16 protein-coding genes and 1 tRNA gene are annotated in these 21,608 nt (G+C 64.1%); 15 read left to right on the top strand and 2 right to left on the bottom strand.

Features of this window, described 5'->3' with window-relative positions:
- The first annotated feature begins 194 nt into the window (after nucleotides 1-194).
- From P6U29_RS21905 to P6U29_RS21885, 5 genes are all read left to right on the top strand, one after another.
- Nucleotides 195-1,115 carry an ABC transporter substrate-binding protein gene (locus tag P6U29_RS21905; protein WP_407112225.1) on the top strand — a complete coding sequence of 307 codons (921 nt, stop codon included), beginning with the start codon at nucleotides 195-197 and terminating at the stop codon, nucleotides 1,113-1,115.
- A gap of 257 nt (nucleotides 1,116-1,372) precedes the next feature.
- On the top strand, nucleotides 1,373-2,995 hold the full coding sequence (locus tag P6U29_RS21900; protein WP_407112224.1) for an ABC transporter permease subunit: 1,623 nt from the start codon (nucleotides 1,373-1,375) through the stop codon (nucleotides 2,993-2,995).
- Nucleotides 2,996-3,038: 43 nt separating this feature from the next.
- Nucleotides 3,039-4,280 carry an acetamidase/formamidase family protein gene (locus P6U29_RS21895; protein WP_407112223.1) on the top strand — a complete coding sequence of 414 codons (1,242 nt, stop codon included), beginning with the start codon at nucleotides 3,039-3,041 and terminating at the stop codon, nucleotides 4,278-4,280.
- Between the two features lie 134 nt (nucleotides 4,281-4,414).
- Nucleotides 4,415-6,745: an acetamidase/formamidase family protein gene (locus P6U29_RS21890; RefSeq protein WP_407112222.1), complete on the top strand. Its 2,331-nt coding sequence runs from the start codon at nucleotides 4,415-4,417 to the stop codon at nucleotides 6,743-6,745.
- A 13-nt stretch (nucleotides 6,746-6,758) separates the two neighbouring features.
- Entirely contained in the window at nucleotides 6,759-7,142 is a 384-nt protein-coding gene (locus P6U29_RS21885) for a RidA family protein (RefSeq protein ID WP_407112221.1), read from the top strand.
- A gap of 579 nt (nucleotides 7,143-7,721) precedes the next feature.
- On the opposite strand, the gene P6U29_RS21880 is transcribed toward P6U29_RS21885, so the two are convergent.
- Nucleotides 7,722-9,173, bottom strand: coding sequence for an IS110 family transposase (locus P6U29_RS21880; RefSeq protein WP_407112219.1), 1,452 nt, complete (start codon nucleotides 9,171-9,173; stop codon nucleotides 7,722-7,724).
- A gap of 457 nt (nucleotides 9,174-9,630) precedes the next feature.
- On the opposite strand from P6U29_RS21880, the gene P6U29_RS21875 reads away from it, so the two are divergent.
- From P6U29_RS21875 to P6U29_RS21830, 10 genes are all read left to right on the top strand, one after another.
- A complete protein-coding gene (locus P6U29_RS21875; RefSeq protein ID WP_407112218.1) occupies nucleotides 9,631-10,785 on the top strand; it encodes a PspA/IM30 family protein in 1,155 nt (384 codons plus the stop codon).
- 10 nt (nucleotides 10,786-10,795) lie between these two features.
- On the top strand, nucleotides 10,796-11,455 hold the full coding sequence (locus P6U29_RS21870) for an OB-fold-containig protein (RefSeq protein ID WP_407112217.1): 660 nt from the start codon (nucleotides 10,796-10,798) through the stop codon (nucleotides 11,453-11,455).
- A gap of 27 nt (nucleotides 11,456-11,482) precedes the next feature.
- On the top strand, nucleotides 11,483-13,177 hold the full coding sequence (locus tag P6U29_RS21865) for a flotillin family protein (RefSeq protein WP_407112216.1): 1,695 nt from the start codon (nucleotides 11,483-11,485) through the stop codon (nucleotides 13,175-13,177).
- Between the two features lie 207 nt (nucleotides 13,178-13,384).
- The gene (locus P6U29_RS21860) at nucleotides 13,385-13,753 is read left to right on the top strand and encodes a hypothetical protein (RefSeq protein ID WP_407112215.1); all 369 of its coding nucleotides are present in this window, start codon (nucleotides 13,385-13,387) and stop codon (nucleotides 13,751-13,753) included.
- Nucleotides 13,754-13,890: 137 nt separating this feature from the next.
- Nucleotides 13,891-13,965 (top strand) — tRNA-Asn (locus tag P6U29_RS21855).
- 211 nt (nucleotides 13,966-14,176) lie between these two features.
- Nucleotides 14,177-14,356: a hypothetical protein gene (locus tag P6U29_RS21850; RefSeq protein WP_407112214.1), complete on the top strand. Its 180-nt coding sequence runs from the start codon at nucleotides 14,177-14,179 to the stop codon at nucleotides 14,354-14,356.
- A 138-nt stretch (nucleotides 14,357-14,494) separates the two neighbouring features.
- Nucleotides 14,495-15,157: a protein-L-isoaspartate O-methyltransferase family protein gene (locus P6U29_RS21845; protein ID WP_407112213.1), complete on the top strand. Its 663-nt coding sequence runs from the start codon at nucleotides 14,495-14,497 to the stop codon at nucleotides 15,155-15,157.
- A gap of 204 nt (nucleotides 15,158-15,361) precedes the next feature.
- The gene (locus P6U29_RS21840) at nucleotides 15,362-16,747 is read left to right on the top strand and encodes a TolC family outer membrane protein (RefSeq protein WP_407119389.1); all 1,386 of its coding nucleotides are present in this window, start codon (nucleotides 15,362-15,364) and stop codon (nucleotides 16,745-16,747) included.
- Between the two features lie 302 nt (nucleotides 16,748-17,049).
- Complete coding sequence (locus tag P6U29_RS21835; RefSeq protein WP_407112212.1) at nucleotides 17,050-17,805, top strand: PopZ family protein; 756 nt, start codon at nucleotides 17,050-17,052, stop codon at nucleotides 17,803-17,805.
- Between the two features lie 122 nt (nucleotides 17,806-17,927).
- On the top strand, nucleotides 17,928-20,804 hold the full coding sequence (locus tag P6U29_RS21830) for a valine--tRNA ligase (RefSeq protein WP_407112211.1): 2,877 nt from the start codon (nucleotides 17,928-17,930) through the stop codon (nucleotides 20,802-20,804).
- Nucleotides 20,805-20,913: 109 nt separating this feature from the next.
- Here the strand turns inward: P6U29_RS21830 and P6U29_RS21825 are convergent, their stop codons facing one another.
- On the bottom strand, nucleotides 20,914-21,516 hold the full coding sequence (locus P6U29_RS21825; protein WP_407112210.1) for a DNA-3-methyladenine glycosylase: 603 nt from the start codon (nucleotides 21,514-21,516) through the stop codon (nucleotides 20,914-20,916).
- Nucleotides 21,517-21,608: the final 92 nt, after the last annotated feature.

Below are 21,608 nucleotides of genomic sequence, written 5' to 3'. Positions count from 1 at the left end.
GCTGCTTCTTTCCGGCGTCCCACGGCTCGTGGTCCTCGAACAGTTTTTGTGCAGCCGTTTGCCCAAATGCCGGGCGCGCTCCATCCAATTTTTTGTACGCCCGCGGACAAGCTTTTCGTGCTGCGCTCCCGCACGCTTCCTCCCCGATCACTGGACTATGGCAGGCGCCATGACATTTCGGAGGAACTGGCGAGATGGAGAAATCGGTTTGGTCCCGGGCGCGGCGGGAAATAGCGCGCGCAGCATTACCACGGCGCAAGCTTCTGCTCGGCGCCGCCATCGCTTTCGGCCTCGTCGTCGCCGCGCCGCTGAGCGCGCAGGCCGCAGCGCCCGCCGCCTGCGCCGCGCTCCAGGAGAAATATCCGGACTGGAAGGGCAAGACGCTCGTCAACGCCATCAACCCGCACACGCCGGGCTATGAGACGATCGATCCCAAGGACCCCAGCAAGTACATCGGCTTCGATATCGATCTCGGTGAAGCCATCGGCGAATGTCTCGGCTTCAAGCTGACGTACAAGCCCGTGGTGTTCGCAGCGCTTCTCACCACGCTCGCCGCCGGCCAGGCCGACATCGTGATCTCCGATATCTACGCCACCAAGGAGCGCGCCAAGGCGGCCGACTTCATCACCTATTCAAAGGTGTTCGACGGCGTGCTGGTCGCCAAGGGCAATCCGAAGGGCATCAACGGCATCAACATGTCGATGTGCGGCGCGGCTGCCGCCGAAAATACCGGCTATGTCGAGGTGCCCCTGATCCAGGCGCTGATCCCGGAATGCAAGAAGGCCGGCAAGGCTGAGCCGACCATCCAGCTCTACGATAACAACGCCAACTGCATCCAGGCGATCCTCGCCGGCCGCGCCGACACCTATGTCAACGACGTCAATACCGTCGACAGCGCGGTGAAGGCCTATCCGGACAAGCTGGAGAAGGCGATCGCGGTGACCATCCCGTACTCCGTTGGTATCGCCGTTCCCAGGGACAAGCCGAAATTCCGCGACGCCGTGCTCGCCGCCCTGATCGAGGTGCAGAAGGCCGGCACGCATATGGAGCTTCTGAAGAAGCACGGGCTCGATGTGAACAACTTCAAGGAGCCGGACATTCTGACGGCCGACTGAGCGCGGCTTACCTCTCCCCGACGGGGAGAGGTCGGCGCGAAGCGCCGGGTGAGTGGGGGCGGCAAACTCGTTACGGCGTAACCCCTCACCCGGATCGCATCGGATGATGCGACGTAGCCGAAGCTTCGCTTCGGCGTCCATACTTCAAGAACGGCCGCCGGAAGCAGCCTATGCCCCTCCCTACGGGAGAGGTGGCCCCGTGCTCAAGGCGCCCCGCCTTCAACCAAACCTGATCCCGCTCTAATGACGGCTGACCGATGTCGCTGTTCCTCCATTACCTGAGCATGCCGTATCTGCTCGAGGGCATCGAGCTCACCCTCGAGGTGACCGCCCTCGGTCTCGGCGGCGGATTGATCCTCGGATTGATCCTCGCCGGCATGCAGCTCTCGCGCTTCTGGCCGCTGGCGGCGATCGCCAGGGCCTATACCGTGATCTTCCGCGGCACGCCGCTGATCCTGCAAATGGTGTTCGCCTACGACGCGCTGCCGCATATCGGCATCAAGCTGCCAGCGGTGCTGGCCGCAGGTCTCGCGCTCGCTTGCAACGAGGCGCCGTTCATCGCGGAGATGCTGCGCGCCGGTGTGCTGGGCGTCGACCGCGGACAGCTGACTGCGGGGCAGGCGCTCGGCATGCCGCCGTCAGTGCTGATGCGCAGGGTCATCGCGCCGCAGGCCATCCGCACCATGATCCCGGCCTTCGGCAACGAGGCGGTGAGCGCGCTGAAGAATTCCTCGCTCGCCTCCGTCGTGGCGGTGCAAGAGCTGACCTTGCGCTCGACCCAGCTGGCGTCCTCCACATTCGACTTCTTCTCGATCTTTTTCGCCTCGGGCCTGCTGTATCTCCTGCTGACCGCGACCATCAGCGCGATACAGCTCTTCGTCGAATGGTTGCTCGATCTCGACCGCACCACGCGCCGCGAGCGCAAGCTCGCCGATTATCTGCCGTGGCGCCGCGTCGATCTCGTCACCAAGCTCGAACTCGCCGATGCGGCCGTCGCCGATCCCGAGCCCGTACCAGCAGAGTTGACCGATACGCCGCCGCTGGCCTTGACCCGCGAGGAGCGCGCCCGCCGTGCCGCGACCATCGCGCGCAACAATATCGCGGTCGACGTAAAAGACCTGACCAAGAGCTACGGCCCGCAGAAGGTGCTCGACGGCCTTGACCTTGCGGTGCGCGTGGGCGAGGTTGTCGCACTGCTCGGGCCGAGCGGCTCCGGCAAGAGCACACTGCTCCGCTGCATCAACCATCTCGAAAACTGGAATGCCGGCACCGTGCGCGTCGGCGGTCGACGGCTCGGCTTTTCCGACGACGGCAAGCCGCTGTCACCGCGCGCCATCGCCAATGAGCGCGCCAATATCGGCGTCGGCATGGTGTTCCAGCAGTTCAATCTGTTTGCACATCTCTCGGCCAAGGAGAATATCGCGGGCCCGTTGCGCTGGGTCCACGGCATGACCCGGATCGATGCCGATCGCCGCGCCGCCGAGCTGCTCGATCGCGTTGGTCTCTCGCATCGCGCCAATGCGCTGCCGCGGCATCTCTCCGGCGGTCAGCAGCAGCGGGTCGCCATCGCGCGCGCGCTCGCACCCAATCCAAGTGTGCTGCTGCTGGACGAGCCGACCTCCGCGCTCGATCCCGAATTGGTCAACGAGGTGCTGGAGGTGATCCGCCGCCTCGCCATCGACGACGGCCTCACCATGATCATCTCGACGCACCAGATCCGCTTCGCTGACGAGGTCGCCGACCGCGTCGCTTTCTTGAGCGGTGGTGTGATCATCGAGGAAGGGCCCGCGCACGAGGTGCTCTCCAGTCCCCGCAATCCGCTAACGGCGCGATTCCTCAGTGTGATGGAAGCCGACAAGACTCTGGAGACGGTGCGATGAGCGGCGCCTCCACAAGGTTCGAGACCCCCGAAGAGGCCACCTCATGAAGCATGTCACGCTGCCGGTTTCGCCGAAAACCGTCCACTGGGGCTATTTCTCCAAGAAAGTCACCCCGGCGCTGACGCTGCGCTCGGGGGACCGCGCCACCATCGAGACGCTGACGCATCATGCCAATGACGATTACGAGCGCATGATCCAGGGCGATCCCGGGGCCGAGAGCGTGTTCCAATGGACACGCGAGCACAAGGCGGTGGCGCGCCGCGGCTCGGGCCCGACAGAAGGCCCATTCATCCGCGGCGCGGGCGAGGGGATCGGCGTGCATTTGCTCACCGGCCCCGTCGCGATCGAAGGCGCCGAGCCTGGCGACATTTTGGAGGTGCGAATCCTCGACATCCGGCCGCGGCCGAGCTGCAGTGCCTGCCACGCCGGCCGCTGCTTCGGCTCCAATGTCGCGGCGAACTGGGGCTTTCACTATCACGACCTGATCGAGGAGCCGAAGCCGCGCGAGGTCATCACCATCTTCGAGCTCGACACGTCAGGCGAGCCCTTTGCAAAGGCCGTCTACAATTACGTCTGGACGCCGCAGACCGACCCCGACGGCATCGTGCATCCGACCATCGACTATCCCGGCGTGCGCGTGGACCACGCTACCATCAAGAAACGCCAGAACATCCTCTCCAGCGTGAAGGTGCCGGCGCGGCTGCATTTCGGCACCATGGGCCTTGCGCCATCGGAAGCCGATTTCGTCAGCTCGATCCCCCCGAGCTATACCGGCGGCAACATCGACGACTGGCGCATCGGCAAGGGGGCGCGGATGTTCTATCCGGTCGCGGTCCCCGGCGCTTATTTCTCGGTCGGCGATCCCCACGCCGCGCAGGGCGACAGCGAGCTCGGCGGCACCGCGATCGAGACCTCGCTGACCGGCGATTTCGAATTCATCCTGCACAAGAAGGCTGATCTGGCCGGCACCGATCTGGAAGGCCTCGACCATCCCATGCTCGAGACCGACCACGCCTGGTCGTTCTATGGCTTCACCTATCCGAACTATCTCGCGGCGCTCGGCAATGACGCGCAAACCGAGATTGCCAATCACAGTAGTCTCGACCGTGCGATGCGCGATGCATTCCGAAAACTCCGCCGCTTCCTGATGACCGTGCATCGCCTTAGCGAGGACGAGGCGATCTCGCTGATGTCGGTCGGCGCCGATTTCGGCGTCACCCAGGTGGTCGACGCCAATTGGGGCGTCCACGGCACGATCCGCAAGAACATCTTCCGGTGCGACTAATGCATTGAGACGCGGTCTGTTTTCGGGATGAGCAGGTGACAAGCGGAGATCATTTGCGGTCCGTCGCCGCGACGGACGACCGCGTTCGTCTGGCACAGAGGTTGCTTCGATCGACTGCAACATGGGTCGATCCGATGAGCTTCCGGCCGTTCACGAGCGAGTCCTACACGCAAGACGATCGCCCCGAAGCCTGGCGGGACGTGCTGGCGGCGGTCGGCCTGCAGCCAGCAGGCGGACATTCCTTCTTTGACGGCCACGCAACCGCCTCACATCGCCATGCCGCGGGTGTTGCACTGACGCGCATGGCGGCGGGCGCCCAGAGCATCGCGCCCCTCTCGCAAGCCAATGAAAACCTTCCGATCGCGCTGATGCCGGTCGAGGACGGTATGGTGCTCAAAAGCGCCGGCGGTCACCGCATCGTTCCCGTCGGCCATCTCGCGTTGCTTCCGCGCAGCGGCGACTGGAGCATCGTATTCCAGCGCGACATGCGCGCCATCGTGCTGTCGGTAACGTCGGAGGCGCTAAACGGACGCCTGTCCGGAAAGCCGCGGCTTGGCGAGCCTCGCGTCGTTCCGCCCAGCGGCTTCGCCGAGGTGTTCTCCCGTCTCCTTGATGCGACCGCGCGCACGCTCGAGACGTTGGGGGACGCCGAATGGAATTCGCTCGCGCAGTCGCTGGTCGATCTGCTGTTGACGCTCGCGTATCAGCTAGCAGCATCGACATCCGACGCCGCGTCGAGCGCGACGCAGGCTGCGCTGCTGCACCGGATCTGCCAGACCATCGAGCGCCGCCTCGACGATCCCGATCTGGTGCCGGCGCGTGTCGCGCAAGCCGAGGGCATTTCCGAGCGTTACTTGCAAAAGCTGTTCGAGACGGTCGGCGACAACTTCACCCACTACGTTCGCGAGCGACGTCTTCAGCGCGCCTGGGCCGACCTTTCCAACCCAACCGAGGCGCATCGCTCGATCTCGGAGATTGCCTATGCCTATGGCTTTGGCGACTCCGCGCATTTCAGCCGCGCCTTCCGCCATCGCTTCGGCCTGCCGCCGCGCGAGTTTCGCCAGCAGGAGGCAGAGCGGGCGACCTTGCAGCATGGCGTCGCCGGCCAGCGCGGCTGGCCACAGGAGGCGCTGGCACAGCTCCGCGCCCATCAGAGCGTCGAGGCGCGCAGCAACGTCGCCTGTGCCGGCGCGGAGGAGCGGACCACATCGGGGCGTAGGCATCACCATCTGCCGGTCGAGGCCAGCCGCGTTCACTGGGGCTATTTCAGCCGCTCGCTGCCGCCGCAGATCGAGATCGCATCGGGCGACACCATCACGATCGAGACGCTGACCCAGCATGCCTCTGACGATCCCGAGTTGATGATCGCCGGCGATGCCGCCGCCGAAAGCGTGTTCGGTTGGACGCGGAACAAGAAGAACGTCGACCGCCGCGGCGCAGGGCCCATGGATGCGAGCGTATTCGGCCGCGGTGCCGGCGAGGGATTTGGCGTGCACATCTGCACCGGTCCCGTCGCGGTGAAAGACGCCCAGCCCGGCGATGTGCTGGAGGTGCGCATCCTCGACATCGTGCCGCGCGCGAGCCGCAATCCGAACCATGCGGGTCGTGTGTTCGGCTCCTCGGTCGCTGCGTGGTGGGGCTATCATTACAACGAGTTTCTCGGCGGTCCCAAGCCGCGCGAAGCCGTCACCATCTACGAGATATTCGACGACGCCGAGGCGCCGCACGCCCGCGCCCTCTATTCCTACCGCTGGGAGCCGCAGACCGATCCCTTCGGCGTCGTGCACGCCACCTACGACTATCCCGGCGTTCCCGTCGCATCCGCCACGATCAAGCGCCGGCACGCCGTGCTCGACGGCATCAAGATTCCCCTGCGTCCGCATTTCGGCGTGATCGCGCTGGCGCCGCGCGAGGTCGATTTCGTCGATTCCGTGCCGCCATCCTATTTCGGCGGCAATCTCGACAATTGGCGGCTGGGGAAGGGGGCAACGGTGTATCTTCCGGTCTCGGTTCCCGGGGCGCTGCTGTCGGTCGGCGATCCCCATGCAGCGCAAGGTGACGGCGAGCTCAGCGGCACCGCGATCGAATGCTCGATGACCGGCACCTTCGAGGTGATCCTGCACAAGAAGGCCGATCTCGCCGGCCGTCCCTTCGCCGATCTCTCTTATCCCCTCATCGAGACCGAGACCGACTGGGTGCTGACCGGCTTCAGCCACCCGAATTACCTTGCCGAGTTCGGCGCGCAAGGCCAGAGCGAGGTATACGCAAAATCCTCGCTCGACCTCGCCATGAAAGATGCCTTCCGCAAGATGCGGCGCTTCCTGATGAACGTCAAAGGCCTCAGCGAGGACGAGGCGATCGCGCTGATGTCGGCCGCCGTCGATTTCGGCGTCACGCAGGTCGTCGACGGCAATTGGGGCGTGCACGCCATCCTCAGCAAGCGCCTGTTTCAGGACGCATCTTAACAGGGACACCGAAGTGAAATTCCACATGATCAGCGGCGGACCGAAGCCGGTCGCGCCCTTCAGCCACGCGGTGGAGACCGATGGCTTCGTCTTCGTTACCGGCCAGATGCCGGACACGCCGCAAGCGCCGGGCGTCCTGCCCGAGGGCATCGTCGCGCAGACCCGCGCGGTGATGGAGAATTTGAAGGTGGTTCTGGCCGGACTTGGTCTCGGCCTCGAGCACGTCATGATGACGCGCGTGTATCTGACCCGGTTCAAGGAGGACTACGCTGCGATGAACGCGACCTACCGCACGTTCTTCGCTCCGGATCGCTTGCCGGCCCGCACCTGCGTCGGCGTCACCGGCCTGGCGTATGATGCGTTGATCGAGATCGACCTGGTGTGCCGGCGACCGTGAGGTCCGGTTTTTCGTAGCCCGGATGAGCGAAGCGATATCCGGGACTGCGCACCGAAAGTTTCCCGGATGTCGCTTCGCTCATCCGGTCTACAAGACCTTGCGTTGCCCGACGGGCAAGACACACAACTTGCAGGTCCATCGGTCCGCCCGAAAATATTCGCCTTTACAGAAATTCTGTTTTGTCGCATTGTTTCGCCACCTCATCCCGGTCAGAGGGGCGTATCGCGATCGTCACGAACGTGGGGTGAGCGGCGGTGGACGCTAGTCACATCGGCGCGAGAGGCATCGCAGGGCGGGCAACCGTGAGCGAAGCCCATCGCGCGCACGACCGGTGTGATTTGCGTACGGCAAAACCGTGTCGTCCTGGCGCCCGGGGTCTGTGCGCCAAGTCTTACAGTGATGAGGCGGCCCGACCGGGCACGTGCATCAGTCATCTGCAAGGCGACGGGGGCAATAGTGCATCGCTCCCCGGGGAGCAACTGTGTTGAAGTAGACCGGTGATCGAGCGGGCTCAAGGCTGGCGCTGTGCGCCCCCGCCTTCGGCGGCTGACGGCCTTGACCCCGCCCGCTCACCGGTCTTCAGGCGGTGCATGCGCTCGGCTGAGGCCGAGCGGGTTCGCTCAGTTCGTAGCGGCGAGCATCCCATTTCTGGCGCCGGGCGATCATGGTGTTGAGAATGCCGATGAGCTTGCGCATGCAGGCGATCAGCGCAACCTTCGGCTCTTTCCCTTTAGCGATCAGACGATCATAGAAGGCCATGATCACAGGGTTGTGCCGCGTCGCAGCGCCGAGGCAAGCCAGGTAGAAGAGATTGCGAACCTTTCGGCGTCCACCTTTTACATGGCGATCACCGCGTCGCTTCCCGCTGTCGTCATCGTAAGGAGCTGCTCCCAACAGCGCAGCGGCGATCCTGTTGCTCACCTGGCCAAGTTCCGGCATCGCGGCGACCAGACCGGCGGATGTGATCTTGCCGAGCCCTGGCACGCTCTCGATGATCTCGGCAAGTTCGGCCAAATGTGGCGCGGCCTTGATCATTGCGGCGATCGCAACCTCGAGCTTGGCAACTTCGTCTGCGATCTGCTTTAACAACCGAGCCTGCATCTGCTGGACGATTTTGGGGGCGGCATGCTCGCCCCTATTTTTCAGGCTCGTCTGCAGATCGAGCAGGCTCTGGCGCGCTTTTACGACCTGCACCAGATTCTCGCAGGCCGTGTCATGGGCCTGATCTGGAGCATCGGTGAAGGTCTCGGCAAACCAGGCGATCATCTCCGCATCGATCGCATCGTTCTTGGCGAGTTGTCCGGCTGATCGAGCGAAATCACGCACGCGCTTGGGGTCGACGATCCGGGCTTCGATGTCGGCCTGACGCAGCGCCTTAGCCCACTCTCGCTCGTAACCGCCAGATGCCTCCATGACCGCCTTGGCAACCTTGTATTTGCGCAGCCAGCGGATCAGACCGCGCCGTCCTTCTGCAGTGCTAGGAAACGTCTGCCGTTGCGACACCGCGCGGATGCATGCATCCACCTTGTCCTTGGCCACATCGATCCCGACGACAACGCCACCGTTTTGTGCCATCATCCACTCCCTTCCTTGCTCGGTTCGGGCTCGAAGCCCATGCAACTGTTCGGGTTGAGGAAGACACCGGATCTGTCCCACGCTCCCGGACAGGCTCTCAAGGCCTTTGAGCACGGTCGGGCTCAGATCCAGCGACGGGCGGTTGGTCAGAACCGCCCGTTGGCGTTTTTTGGCACAATTTGCAGACACAAGAGCACGGCATAAGCCGTCAAACCACTGCGCAGGGAAGGCCGTGTGTTTGGCTTCACCTGTATGCCGCTGTGCAAATTCTTCTAACCACCTTTCGCACAGTGGACCGTGGGTGCCCGGCCGGCACCCGGTCTTCCCTCGGTCTTCCCTGCGCCCTCTGACATTGGGGGGTGATGAGATGAAGTAAAGCTCGGGCGAGATAAGCCGCGGGGATGCGTACCTGTGTCTGCGAGTGAGATGCGAGTTAGCGGAGAGCAGCGTTTCCACTTGCTCCGTCATTGCGAGCGCAGCGAAGCAATTCAGAGTCTTTCTGTGGAGGGATTCTGAGATTGCTTGGGGTGTGGAGAGAGGAGTGCAACACACTGCAATCTCGTGCCCCGGACGCAGCGCAGCGCTCCTTCAGCGGTGCGCTGCAGAGCCGGGGACAGCAAGCCGCGTGGCTCCTTGGGTCCCGGCTCTGCGCAGCAGCGTTTCACGCTGCGGCGCGTCCGGGACACGAGACTGGAGCGAGCAGCACCAGCGCCTACCAAACACTCCCCGCATTTCGTCTCAAATTGCAACCGGCGCGTGCAAGAACTCTTGATCGTTCGTGAGCTAGGGGTAATTGCCGGCCTTGAACGGCCCGCCTGCCGCCAGCGACTAACCAGAAGAGTGCACAGGGATCAGTGGAACGTGATCGAACCTCCTCTTTTCAAAGCACCAAAATGGTGCTTTAGTACTTTCCATGAGCTCGTCGCCCAAAAATGCTCCGTCCGCGCTGCGTTACAGGCTTGCCCCTGACCCGGCCGCCAAGGTGGCCATCGAGGCGACGTTTAGGGCTTATGACCGCATGATGGAGATCCTCGACGAGGTGGCGCGGACCCATAACGTGGGTTCCAACGTCGTCCTGCTCCATGCCCATGCCTATGAGCCGATCCGCAAGGAGACCGCGCTGCCCTCGCGGCTGGTGACGTTGGGCCTCCGCGACCGCGCCGAGTATCGCGCAGCGCAAGGGCGCCGCCTGCCGCTCGACGACAAGCTCGCCAAGATCAAGGGCCCCGCCACCATTTCGATCGCGACCGTGCAAGGGCGCTTCAGCGTGCCCTTCGACTACGCCGGCTATGCCGAGGGCTGGGGGCAGAGCGTGCCCGCGCGCCTGATCCGCATCGACGACGGTTTTGAAGTTCACTACGGCGTGACGCCGAACAGCCTGCCAGACGAGGAGAACGCCATGGATACCATCGCTGCCGCTCCCGACAATTTCCTGTCCCGGGTCGGGCGCCTGATCGCCGGGATCGCTTATGACGCGATCGAGCAGGCGGAAGGCAAGAACAAGCTGAAGGTGGTCGGTCAGGCGATCCGCGAGATCGAGCGGGCAGAGAGCGAGGCGCGTGACGCGCTCGCCGCTGCGCGTGCCGAGGAATATCGCCTCAACGCGCGCCGCACCGAGATCGAGCGCGAGATGACCGATCTCACACCCAAGATCGAAGGCGCGATCGCTGATAGCCGCGACGATCTCGCGCGCGCGGGTATCGCGCGGCAAATGGATCTGGAGGCGCAGTTCGAGGTGCTCTCCCGCGCCATCGACGAGAACAACGAGAAGATCGAGCAATGCGTCACCTCGCTGCGCGCGGTGCTGTCGGCGCTCCAGGACGCCGAACAGCGCCGCGCCGATCTCGAGAAGAGCGAGGCACACGCCAGCCATCAGGCCGCGACATCGCCCCGCAAGTCCGGCGGCGCATCCGCCGCAGCCAAAGCCTTGCGGGCGGGCAGGGCGGTGGCACGCGCCACCGGCGTGCCGCAGGGAATCCCGTATTCGAGCGACATCGACGAGCTCAGCGCGCTCCATCGCGACAAGGAGATTGCGGCGAGGCTCGCGCGGTTGAAGTCGCGCTCCTGAGCGCCATGTCATGAGCGCTCTGCTCGAACACGTCATGGCGCCGGAGGTCAGGCCGTTCGCGATCGCGGCGGCCATGATCGTCATCGTCGGCTCGGTCGAGGTGATCTCGATGCTGGTCGGGGCCTCATTGAGTGAGATGCTCGGCACCAACATCGATTTCGCTCATCCCAGCGACAATGGCGTGATCAACGCCATCTCCTGGATCAATGTCGGCGGCGTGCCGCTGCTCATCTTTCTACTGCTATTGCTCGGGGCCTTTTCCATCACGGGGTTTCTGATCCAGGACCTCGCCCGGATGGTGACCGGACCCTTGCCGGCGACGGTCGCCTCGATCGGAGCAATCGGTGCATCGGTTCCTCTGGTGCGCGTCACCAGCCGTGCCATCGCGCGGGTCATTCCGAAGGACGAGAGCTACGCCGTCGGCCTCGGTGATCTCGTCGGCCGGGTCGGTGAGGTCGTCGTCGGTCCGCTCGACCAGGGACCGCCCGGCCGCGTCAGCGTCGCCGACGTCCACGGCAACCGTCACTTCGTCTTGGCCGTCGCGGCACCTTCATCGTTGCCCCTGCCGCAAGGAACCATGGTTCTCCTGGTCGACCGCGATGGCACGCGCTTCGTGGCGGTGAAGGCCGACGATGAACTCAAGCCGTCCAAGCCTACTCTAAGCAGCTAGCAAGCAAGCTCATTAGCGGAGAAAGTCATGTTCGACATCGCAGTCCCGGCCATGATCGGCGTCGCGCTGATCGTCGTTCTGGGGATCGTCTTCACCATTCTCTACAAGCGCGCCACCCGCGACGAGGCCTTCGTGCGCACCGGGCTTGGCGGCAAGAAGGTCGTGCTCGACGGCGGCGCCATGATCCTGCCGATCTTCCACTCCTACGCCAGCGTCAATCTAAAGACGCTGCGGCTCACCGTCGAGCGCAAGGAGCGGGAATCCCTCATCACCAAGGACCGCCTGCGCGTCGACATCGTTGCCGAGTTCTATGTGCGCGTCCGCCCCGACGAGGAGAGCATTGCGCTCGCGAGCCAGACGCTGGGCGCATTGACCAATGACGCCGAGGCGCTGCGCAATCAGGTCGAGGCGAAATTCGTCGACGGCTTGCGCTCGGTCGCGGCGACCATGACCATCCTGGAACTCCAGGAGAAGCGCTCGGATTTCGTCAAGCACGTGCAGTCGACGGTCGAGTCCGACGTCAAGTCGAACGGCCTCGAGCTGGAGTCGGTGTCGCTGACGAAGCTCGACCAGACCGACGTGAAGTTCTTCAACCCCGAAAACTTCTTCGACGCCGAAGGCCTCACCCAGCTCAAGACCATCACCGAGACCCGCCGCCGCGACCGCAATGCCATCGTCCGCGACAACGAGGTGGCGATCGCGCAGAAAGATCTCGAGGCGCGCCAGCAGACGCTCGGGATTGAGCGGACCAAGAAGGAAGCCGAGCTGTCGCAAGAGCGCGACATCGCCAACAAGACCGCCAGCACCCGCGCCGAGGTCGCGACCGCGACGCAGACCGCGCGCTTGACCGAGGAGAACGCCCGCATCGACACCGACAGGGCGGTCGCCGAGAAGGAGGCCGGTGCCAAGCAGGTCAAGGAGACTGCGGTGATCGAGTCCGACCTCGCAATCAACAAGCGCAGGACCGATGCCCAGCGCGAGATCCAGATCGCGACCCAGGAAAACGAGATCCAGATCGCGGCGAAGAGCAAAGAGACCTCGGAAGCCGTTGCCGAGGCCAAGGCCGCCGAAGCGCTTGCCGTTTCCGCGGAGGAAAAGGTCGTGACCGCACGCGCGGTCGAAGTCGCCGATCGTGCCCGTCTCACCCAAGTGCTGGCCGCGCGCACCGAAGCCGAGCGCAAATCGACCGAGCTGATCGTCGCAGCCGAAGCCGAGAAGAAAGCCTCGCTCGATCGCGCCGAGGCCGTGAAGACACTGGCCACGGCCGAGGCCGAGTCCAACAAGATCAAGGCCGTCGGCGTGCGTAACATCGGCGAGGCCGAAGCAGCCGTCATCACCATGAAGAACGAGGCGCAGAACAAGCTCGGTAGCAACGTGATCGATTTCGAGATCGCCAAGAAGAGGATCGAGACGATGCCCTCGGCACTGGCCGAGATGGTGAAGCCGATCGCGAACCTCAAGGATGTCCGCATCCTGCACACCGGCGGCGCGTTCGGCGGCAACGGCGCGAGCGGAGGCAATGTGGGCTTCGGTGAAGGTCTCGCTGGCGAGCTCCTCAAGGTGCACGCGCTGCGTCCGATGATCGACGAGATCCTGCGTCAGAGCGGCTTTGCGCCGGGCGACGATCCCGTCAAGGCACTGGTCGGCGCCGTGACGGGCAAGAGCAACGGCGCGGCCGTGCCGGCGCCAGTGCCGGAGAAAACAAGCTCCGCCGATCTATGAATGCCCGTTCATTGCTGCGGAGAATGCGAACCGATAAAAGCAGGCCCGTTGCGCGTCTCGCGTCGCGCAACGTTCCGGAGTTGTGGTCGATGGTGAACCTGTCGATCGCACTCCGGTCGACGCTTTCGAGGCAACAATTTTGGTTGCCGCGGCGCCTGCGCCGATCGAGGCTAGGCGCTGGAGCCTGTTTCGATCGGAGGATTTTCAATGAAGTATTTCCTGTCTGGACTGATCGCTATCGGTCTTTCTCTCGCCGCCACCTCGTCGCTTGCGGCTGATGCCCGCAACGTCACGGTCGTCAATGAGACCGGCTATGCCATCAAATTCCTCGGCTTCAACGCGCCGGATGATGGCCTGGACGAATGGGACAACGAACTCGACAAGGTGTTGCAGAACCAGGCTAGCACCTATGTCGAGTTCGACGACGACGACGAGGGCTGCATCTGGAACATCCGCGTCGACTGGCAGAACTATGATGAGACGGTGCTGTGGAAAAACGTCAACCTCTGCAAGTTCACCGCGCTCCGCTTGCGCTACGACTCCGGCACCAAGACCACCTCGTTTCTCCCGGAATGATGCTTGGCCGGCCTGACCGGAGGAGGGGCCATTTCAGGCCCTTCCTGGGGCGCGTTGAGGATGATGACGAATTCGTCCTTTGCAAGCGCAAGCGGCTTTGTTATACGCAGCCGCGCGCGAACGAACGGTTCGCCTTTTCCTCGGTAGCTCAGCGGTAGAGCATCCGACTGTTAATCGGATGGTCGCTGGTTCGAATCCAGCCCGGGGAGCCAAATCTTGCTGACAATTCAATGATTTGCGCTCGCGTCCTCATACGACATGCGATCTTCTTGTCGTGATCTTTGAAGACGGCATCCACGATCCAGCGTGGAATCGCACTCAAACAGATGTGTGAGCGGGCGTGGTCGCGCCATGCGGACGGCGCCAAATCGACTCAATTCAAATCGAGCATGGATAGGCCGGACATTTACGGAGCTGATTCCCATGCCAGAGATCCTGGTCGACCGTTCTCATATGGCCCCCTCGATTCTGCCGGCCGGCATTCCTGAGCTCAGCGACGACGAATGCCTCGCCTGTCTGGCGCGGGCGGTCGAGACGCCAGATTCGGCACGGCTGGACGAGGTCGCCGCCCTGATCGGCCGCCTTGCGGTGGCGATCGAATAAGGCTGGTCGGCCCTCTGTTGGGGAGTCGCGGAAGCCGCGGTCGCTCGAGACCGACGGCCATGTTGCCTTTTGACCGAGCATGCTTCAAAGATGCCGCGAATTTCCTCCGCGGCATCGTCCGCATTGCAGGGTCCGCAAATGTCCGGTTTTTCGACCGCGCGCCAAAAAATGGTCGATGGCCAGGTGCGCACCAATGACGTCACCGACCGTCGTGTTCTCGACGCCATGCTCACGGTTCCGCGCGAGGCCTTCGTGCCGGCCGGCCGGCAGGCACTGGCTTACCTCGATCTCGACCTCGACGTGAGCGAAGGCGCCACCAAGCGGTTCCTGATCAAGCCGGCGCTGACTGGCAAACTGCTTCAGGCCGCTGAAATCGGCGAGGGTGACAACGTGCTGGTCGTCGGCTGCGCCACGGGCTATCTCGCCGCACTGACCGCCAAGCTCGCGCGGCAGGTCACCGCGACCGAATGCGATTCGGCTTTGGCCGCGAAGGCTAAGGACGCCTTCACCACACTGGGGCTTGCCAATGTCACCTGCAAGACGGCGGCCTGCCCCGACGGGGAACCGTCTGCCGCCCCCTATGATGTGATCGTCCTCAATGGCGCGACCGAGGTGATGCCGGAAGCTCTGCTCGGGCAACTGAAGGAGGGCGGACGCCTGGTGGGGGTGTCGGCCGAATCCAGGCCGCCGCGCACCATGATCGTGACCCGTACCCACGGTGAATTTGGCCATCGGGCGCTGTTCGACGCCGCAGCCCCGGTCCTTCCCGGGCTGGAACGGGCGGTCGCCTTTGTCTTCTGACCGCCCAAAACCCGCCCAAATCCCGTTCTGAATCAGAAGTGTGGCCGGGATGCTGCACGTGAAGAGTTTCCACTGAGAACTACCCTCAGGTAGTTCCGTCGCGCTTGACCGCGTCCTATGTTGCAACGGGGCGACGACTCCACTCGTAGACGTAACCCAGCTCGCGGGCACGAGCCGGGCGTTAGAATGAACGGAATTTCAGGGATGCATGGGGTGAAGCTCTTCACCGGAGCTGCGGTTTCGGTCCTGCTGCTGGCGCTGGCCGGGCCGACGCCTGCCTTGGCGGATACGATCGAAGCCGCGCTGGTGCGCGCCTATCAGAACAATCCGCAGCTCAACGCACAGCGTGCCCAGGTGCGCTCGACTGACGAAAACGTGCCTCAGGCCTTGTCGGGCTATCGCCCCAGGGTTTCGCTGACGGCGAGCGCTGGTTACCAGTACTCGGACTTCAAGAGCAGCTCCACCAGCGACCCCGTTAACGGCACCGGCTTCCCCCGCAGTGTGGGACTGACCGCTTCCCAGACATTGTACAACGGCAACCAGACGGCCAACCGGACACGCGCCGCCGAGAGCCAGGTTTCCGGAGCCCGTGAGGGGTTGCGCGTGCTTGATCAGAGCGTGTTGCTCCAGGCCGCGACGACATACATGGATTATCTGCGCGACGCCGCCACGCTGGAAGTCCAGCGTAGCAACGTACGCGTGCTCGAGCAGACGCTGAAGCAGACCCGTGACCGCTTCAACGTCGGCGAAGTAACCCGCACTGACGTCGCGCAATCGGAGGCGCAACTGGCTGCCGGCAAGACGCAGGCGCTCACTGCCGAAGCGAATTTGACCACGACGCGAGCGAACTTCCGGCGGATCATCGGTAACGAGCCGGCGAACCTCGCGCCGGGCTCCCCTGTCGATCGGTTCCTGCCTCCGACGCTTGCAGCTGCAATCGAGCTCGCCCTCGTCGAGAACCCTAACGTCACGGCGAGCATGTACGGTATCGACGTCAATTATCTTCAGGTGAAGATCAACGAAGGCGCGCTGCTGCCGACGGTCACTCTGCAAGCATCCGTCACCCAAGCCTTCGAGCAGTCCCTGATCCAATACCGTTCGTTCGGAGCCTCTGCGGTCGCGCAGCTCTCGGCTCCGATCTATCAGGGTGGCGCCGAATACGCGCTGATTCGTCAGTCCAAGGAGAACCTTGCGCAGCAGCGCCTCAATCTGGAGACGACCCGCGATCAGGCTCGTGCCACCGTCGTGCAGGCCTGGGGCCAGTTGCAGGCCACCAAGGCGCAGGTGCAGTCCGCGCAGGCACAGGTCGCCGCCTCAGAGATCGCGCTGAACGGCGTCCGTGAAGAGGCCAAGGCTGGCCAGCGCACCACGCTCGACGTGCTCAACGCGCAACAGGCGCTGGTCAACGCGCGTGTCGCACTCGTCACCGCACAACACGATCGCGTGGTTGCGTCCTATTCGGTGCTGAGTGCGGTAGGCCGTCTATCGCCGCAGGTCCTTGGCCTGGCGACCACAACCTACGACCCCAGCGTTCACTACCATCAGGTCCGCGACAGCTGGGCCGGGGTGCGCACGCCCGACGGGCGCTGATTCCCGTGATCATCCGGTCGACCTCGCGAACAGCCGAAGGTCGACCGGCACTTTGCTTGCAATCACCAAATTCCCTGACATAGCCTTGCCATGAAGGTGCGGGTCGATTCGCCCCGCATTGATCTCGTGTGCATAATGCTTGAGTGCGGGGCAGGGGCGCACCGCTGCACATTGAGCCGTGATCTGGGGACAAGTCGGGCTGCCGCGACGAAAATCACGGACCTCCCGTCCGGAACCGGCCAATCCTGTCGTGCTTGGTGTAAAACAACGCATGCGAGGGCGTTGATGATGTGGAGTCGGAGATGACGCAGCCTGCAAAGGTCACAGAACCCTCGATGGAGGAGATTCTGGCCTCGATCCGGCGCATCATTGCCGACGATGAGGCAAAGCCCCCGCCGGTTGAGGCCGCCAAGCCGGAGAAGGCTGCGGCGCCGAAGCCGCAGGCCGTGAACGACATTCCGCCAACTAAGGTCGCGCCCGCAAAACCTGCCGCCGAGAAGCCTGCGCCGCCAGCTGCGAAGCCGGCTCCGGCGCCGCCGCCACCAGCGCCTGCGGCGGATTCATCCAACAGCCAGGACGATATCGACGCGCTGCTGGCGGGGCTCGACGCGGCCACGCCTGCGCCCGAGGTCCGCGCTCCCGAGCCCGAGCCTGAGCCCGACGTGCTCGAACTGACGGACGAGATGGCGGTGGATCCGACACCGGCTCCGCCGCCGCCGAGCTTCCGCAAGGTCGAGCCGCGCGACGATCTCGAGTTCGCCGAATCGCCGTCCCCCCGTCCTGCGCCGCCGCCACCGTCCTACGCGCCGGTGGATTTTGACGCCCCGCCGCTGCCGCCGCAGCAGCCGATCCTCGCGCAATCGACGGTCTCCGCAGTCGAATCCGCCTTCAACTCCCTGGCCCACACGGTGCTCAGCAGCAATGCGCGGACGCTGGAGGATCTGGTAAAGGAAATGCTGCGCCCGATGCTGAAATCCTGGCTCGACGACAACCTGCCGGGCCTCGTTGAACGCATCGTGAAGGCGGAAATCGAGCGTGTCTCCCGCGGCGGCCGTTAAGAAGGCCATACGGCCCCGATAAAGCCCTGCTCCTGCGTCATATTCGCCCTTGCGACCCAGGCCGGCGTGCCTGCCGTTGAGCTTCCCGTTGACTTGAACCGCGCGCGCGGCTTTCTAGCCCCATGATCGAGAAAAATTACCAGCCCGCCGATATCGAAACCCGCATGTCCGTCGTGTGGGAGGACAGCCTTGCCTTCAAGGCAGGCCGCCCCGACCGTCGCGACGCGGTGCCGTTCACCATTGTGATCCCGCCGCCGAACGTGACGGGCTCGCTGCACATGGGCCACGCCCTCAACAACACGCTGCAGGACATTCTGTGCCGGTTCGAGCGCATGCGCGGCCGCGACGTGCTGTGGCAGCCCGGCACCGATCATGCCGGCATCGCCACCCAGATGGTGGTCGAGCGGCAGCTGATGGAACGCCAGCAGCCAGGCCGTCGCGAGATGGGCCGCGAGAAGTTTCTGGAGCGGGTCTGGCAGTGGAAGGCCGAGAGCGGCGACACCATCATCAATCAGCTCAAGCGCCTCGGTGCCTCCTGCGACTGGTCGCGCGAGCGCTTCACCATGGACGAAGGCCTGTCGAAGGCCGTGGTCAAGGTGTTCGTCGAGTTGCACCGCGAGGGCCTGATCTACAAGGACAAGCGGCTGGTGAACTGGGACACCAAGCTCTTGACCGCGATCTCCGATCTCGAAGTGCAGCAGGTCGAGGTCAAGGGCAGCCTCTGGTATCTGCGCTATCCGATCGAGGGCAAGAGCTTCAGCCCCGAGGATCCCTCGAGCTTCATCGTCGTCGCCACCACGCGCCCCGAGACCATGCTCGGCGATACCGGCGTTGCCGTGCATCCCGAGGATGAGCGCTATCAGAAGCTGATTGGCAAGAACGTCATCCTGCCGCTGGTCGGCCGCAAGATCCAGATCGTCGCCGATGACTATTCCGATCCGGAGAAGGGCTCGGGCGCGGTGAAGGTGACGCCGGCGCACGACTTCAACGACTTCGAGGTCGGCAATCGCCACGGCCTGCGCCGGATCAGCGTGCTCGATAAGGAGGGCTGCCTCGATCTCGTCGACAACGAGGATTACCTGCGCGACCTGCCCGAAGGCGCCGCGCAATTCGCCGAGGAGTTTCACAAGGTCGACCGCTTCGCCGCGCGCAAGCGCATCGTCGAGCGGCTGGAGGCGTTCGGCTTCGTCGAGCGGATCGAGCCGCACACCCACATGGTGCCGCATGGTGACCGCTCGAACAGCGTGATCGAGCCGTATCTGACCGACCAGTGGTATGTCGACGCCAAGACACTGGCGAAGCCCGCGATCGCGGCGGTGCGTTCGGGCGAGACCTCGTTCGTGCCGAAGAACTGGGAAAAGACCTATTTCGACTGGATGGAGAACATTCAGCCCTGGTGCATCTCGCGCCAGCTCTGGTGGGGTCATCAGATCCCGGCCTGGTATGGTCCTGACGGCAAGGTGTTCGTCGCCGAAACCGAGGAGGAGGCCGTCAGCAACGCGCTCGGCTATTACGTCGAGCAGGAGGTCATCACGGTCGAGCAGGGCCGCGAGATGGCGCTCGACCGCAACAAGCGCGAAGGCTTCATCACCCGTGACGAGGACGTTCTCGACACCTGGTTCTCGTCGGCGCTGTGGCCGTTCTCGACGCTCGGCTGGCCCGACGATACGCCGGAAGTGCAGCGCTATTATCCGACCAATGCGCTGGTGACCGGGTTCGACATCATCTTCTTCTGGGTCGCCCGCATGATGATGATGGGCCTGCACTTCATGAAGGAGGTGCCGTTCTCGACCGTCTACATCCACGCGCTCGTCCGCGACGAGAAGGGCGCCAAGATGTCGAAGTCGAAGGGCAACGTCATCGATCCCCTGCACCTGATCGACGAATACGGGGCGGACGCGCTGCGCTTCACGCTGGCCGCTATGGCGGCGCAGGGGCGCGACATCAAGCTCGCCACCAGCCGCGTCGAGGGCTACCGCAACTTCGCGACAAAGCTCTGGAACGCGTGTCGCTTCGCCGAGATGAACCATTGCGCCGTGCCTGAAGGATTCGAGCCGGCGAAGGCGAAGGAGACACTGAACCGCTGGATCGCGCATGAAAGCGCGCACACCACGCGCGAGGTGACCGAAGCAATCGAAGCCTATCGCTTCAACGATGCTGCAGGCGCTATCTATCGCTTCGTCTGGAATGTCTACTGCGATTGGTATGTCGAGCTCGCCAAGCCCGTGCTGCTCGGCCCGGATAGCCCCGCCAAGGACGAGACTCGCGCCATGGTCGCCTGGGCGCGCGACGAGATCCTGAAGCTGCTGCATCCCTTCATGCCCTTCATCACCGAAGAGCTGTGGGAGGTGACGGCCAAGCGCGACGGCTTGCTCGCGCTGGCGCCGTGGCCGCTGAAGCCGTCTCAGCCTTCGCCGGAGCAGCTCGCGATGCTCGCCGCGGCCGCCGGGCCGACCGATCCGCTGATCTCGCCGGCCCTGGTCATGCCGATGTTCGACCATGCCGACTTCACCGATCCCAAGGCGGAAGCCGAGATCGGCTGGGTCATCGACCTGGTCACGCAGATCCGCTCCGTGCGCGCCGAGATGAACATCCCGCCGGCAACGCTGACGGCGCTGGTCCTTGCCGGCGCCTCGGCCGAGACCAGGGAGCGGGCGCCGCGCTGGACCGATGTCATCAAGCGCATGGCGCGGCTGTCGGATATCTCCTTCGCTGACCGTGCGCCCGACGGGGCGGTGCAGCTGCTGGTGCGCGGCGAGGTGGCTGCGTTGCCGCTGAAGGGCGTCATCGATGTGGCCGCCGAGCGCGCACGCCTCGACAAGGAGGTCGGCAAGGCCGACGCTGACATCAAGCGCGCCGAATCCAAGCTTGCCAACGAGAAGTTCGTCGCCAACGCGGCCGAGGAGGTCGTGGAGGAGGAGCGCGAGAAGCGCGAGGCGGCGCTGGCCCGCAAGACCAAGCTGCTGGAGGCGCTGGAGCGACTGAAGCAGGCGTCTTAGCCTCGGTGTCGTTCCGGGCGATGCGCAGCATCGAACTCTGGTGCGCAATTGCGTACCTGAGAATCTCGAGATTCCGGGTTCGCGTCTTCGACGCGCCCCGGAACGACAACTACTTCGGAAACGGCTTGCTCAAAAATCTCGAGCCTCTGACGCCGTAGCGCCAGGGCAGCTCGACCGCCTTGGTGATGCCAATGCGGATGCCGGCTGCGACCTCCACATCTTCCGTCCGCGCATGCAGCGCGATCGGCGGGCGATCCAGCGGCAGCGCGTTGTGCGCGATGGTAATGCCGAGCGCCTCGGTCAGCTTGCCGGGGCCTGAGCACAGCGCGTGCGCATCCTGGAGATGGCGACGGCGCCGCATTGTGGCGATGCCATGCGTCGGCTCCAGAGCGCGTATCAGCACGGCGCTGGCCGAGCCTTCCTCCTCGCAGACGAAGTTCACGCACCAATGGATGCCGTAGGAGCGGTAGACATAGGCAAAGCCGGGCGGGCCGAACATCACCTGGTTCCGCGACGTCGGCCCGCGATAGGAGTGTGCTGCCGGGTCGGTATGATGATAGGCCTCGACCTCGACGATGATCCCGCCGACGCCGTCGACCAGCATGGTGGCACCGATCAGGTCGGGCGCAACCTCGTGGACGCTGCGGCCGAAAAAGGTCCGCTTCAGCTGCTTGCCAAGTCGTGGGGACGAGGTCTTTGAGATTGGAGCCATTCGAGGAGAGAATCGCCTGAGAACAGAGCAGGATATTGCCCATATCTGCCATGTTCCCTGAAGCGGTGCGAGCCGGGTTGCGATGCCAGGCC

The organism is Bradyrhizobium sp. LMG 9283 (assembly GCF_045571415.1).
Classification (GTDB): domain Bacteria; phylum Pseudomonadota; class Alphaproteobacteria; order Rhizobiales; family Xanthobacteraceae; genus Bradyrhizobium.
This window is presented reverse-complemented; position numbering and strand designations above follow the sequence as displayed.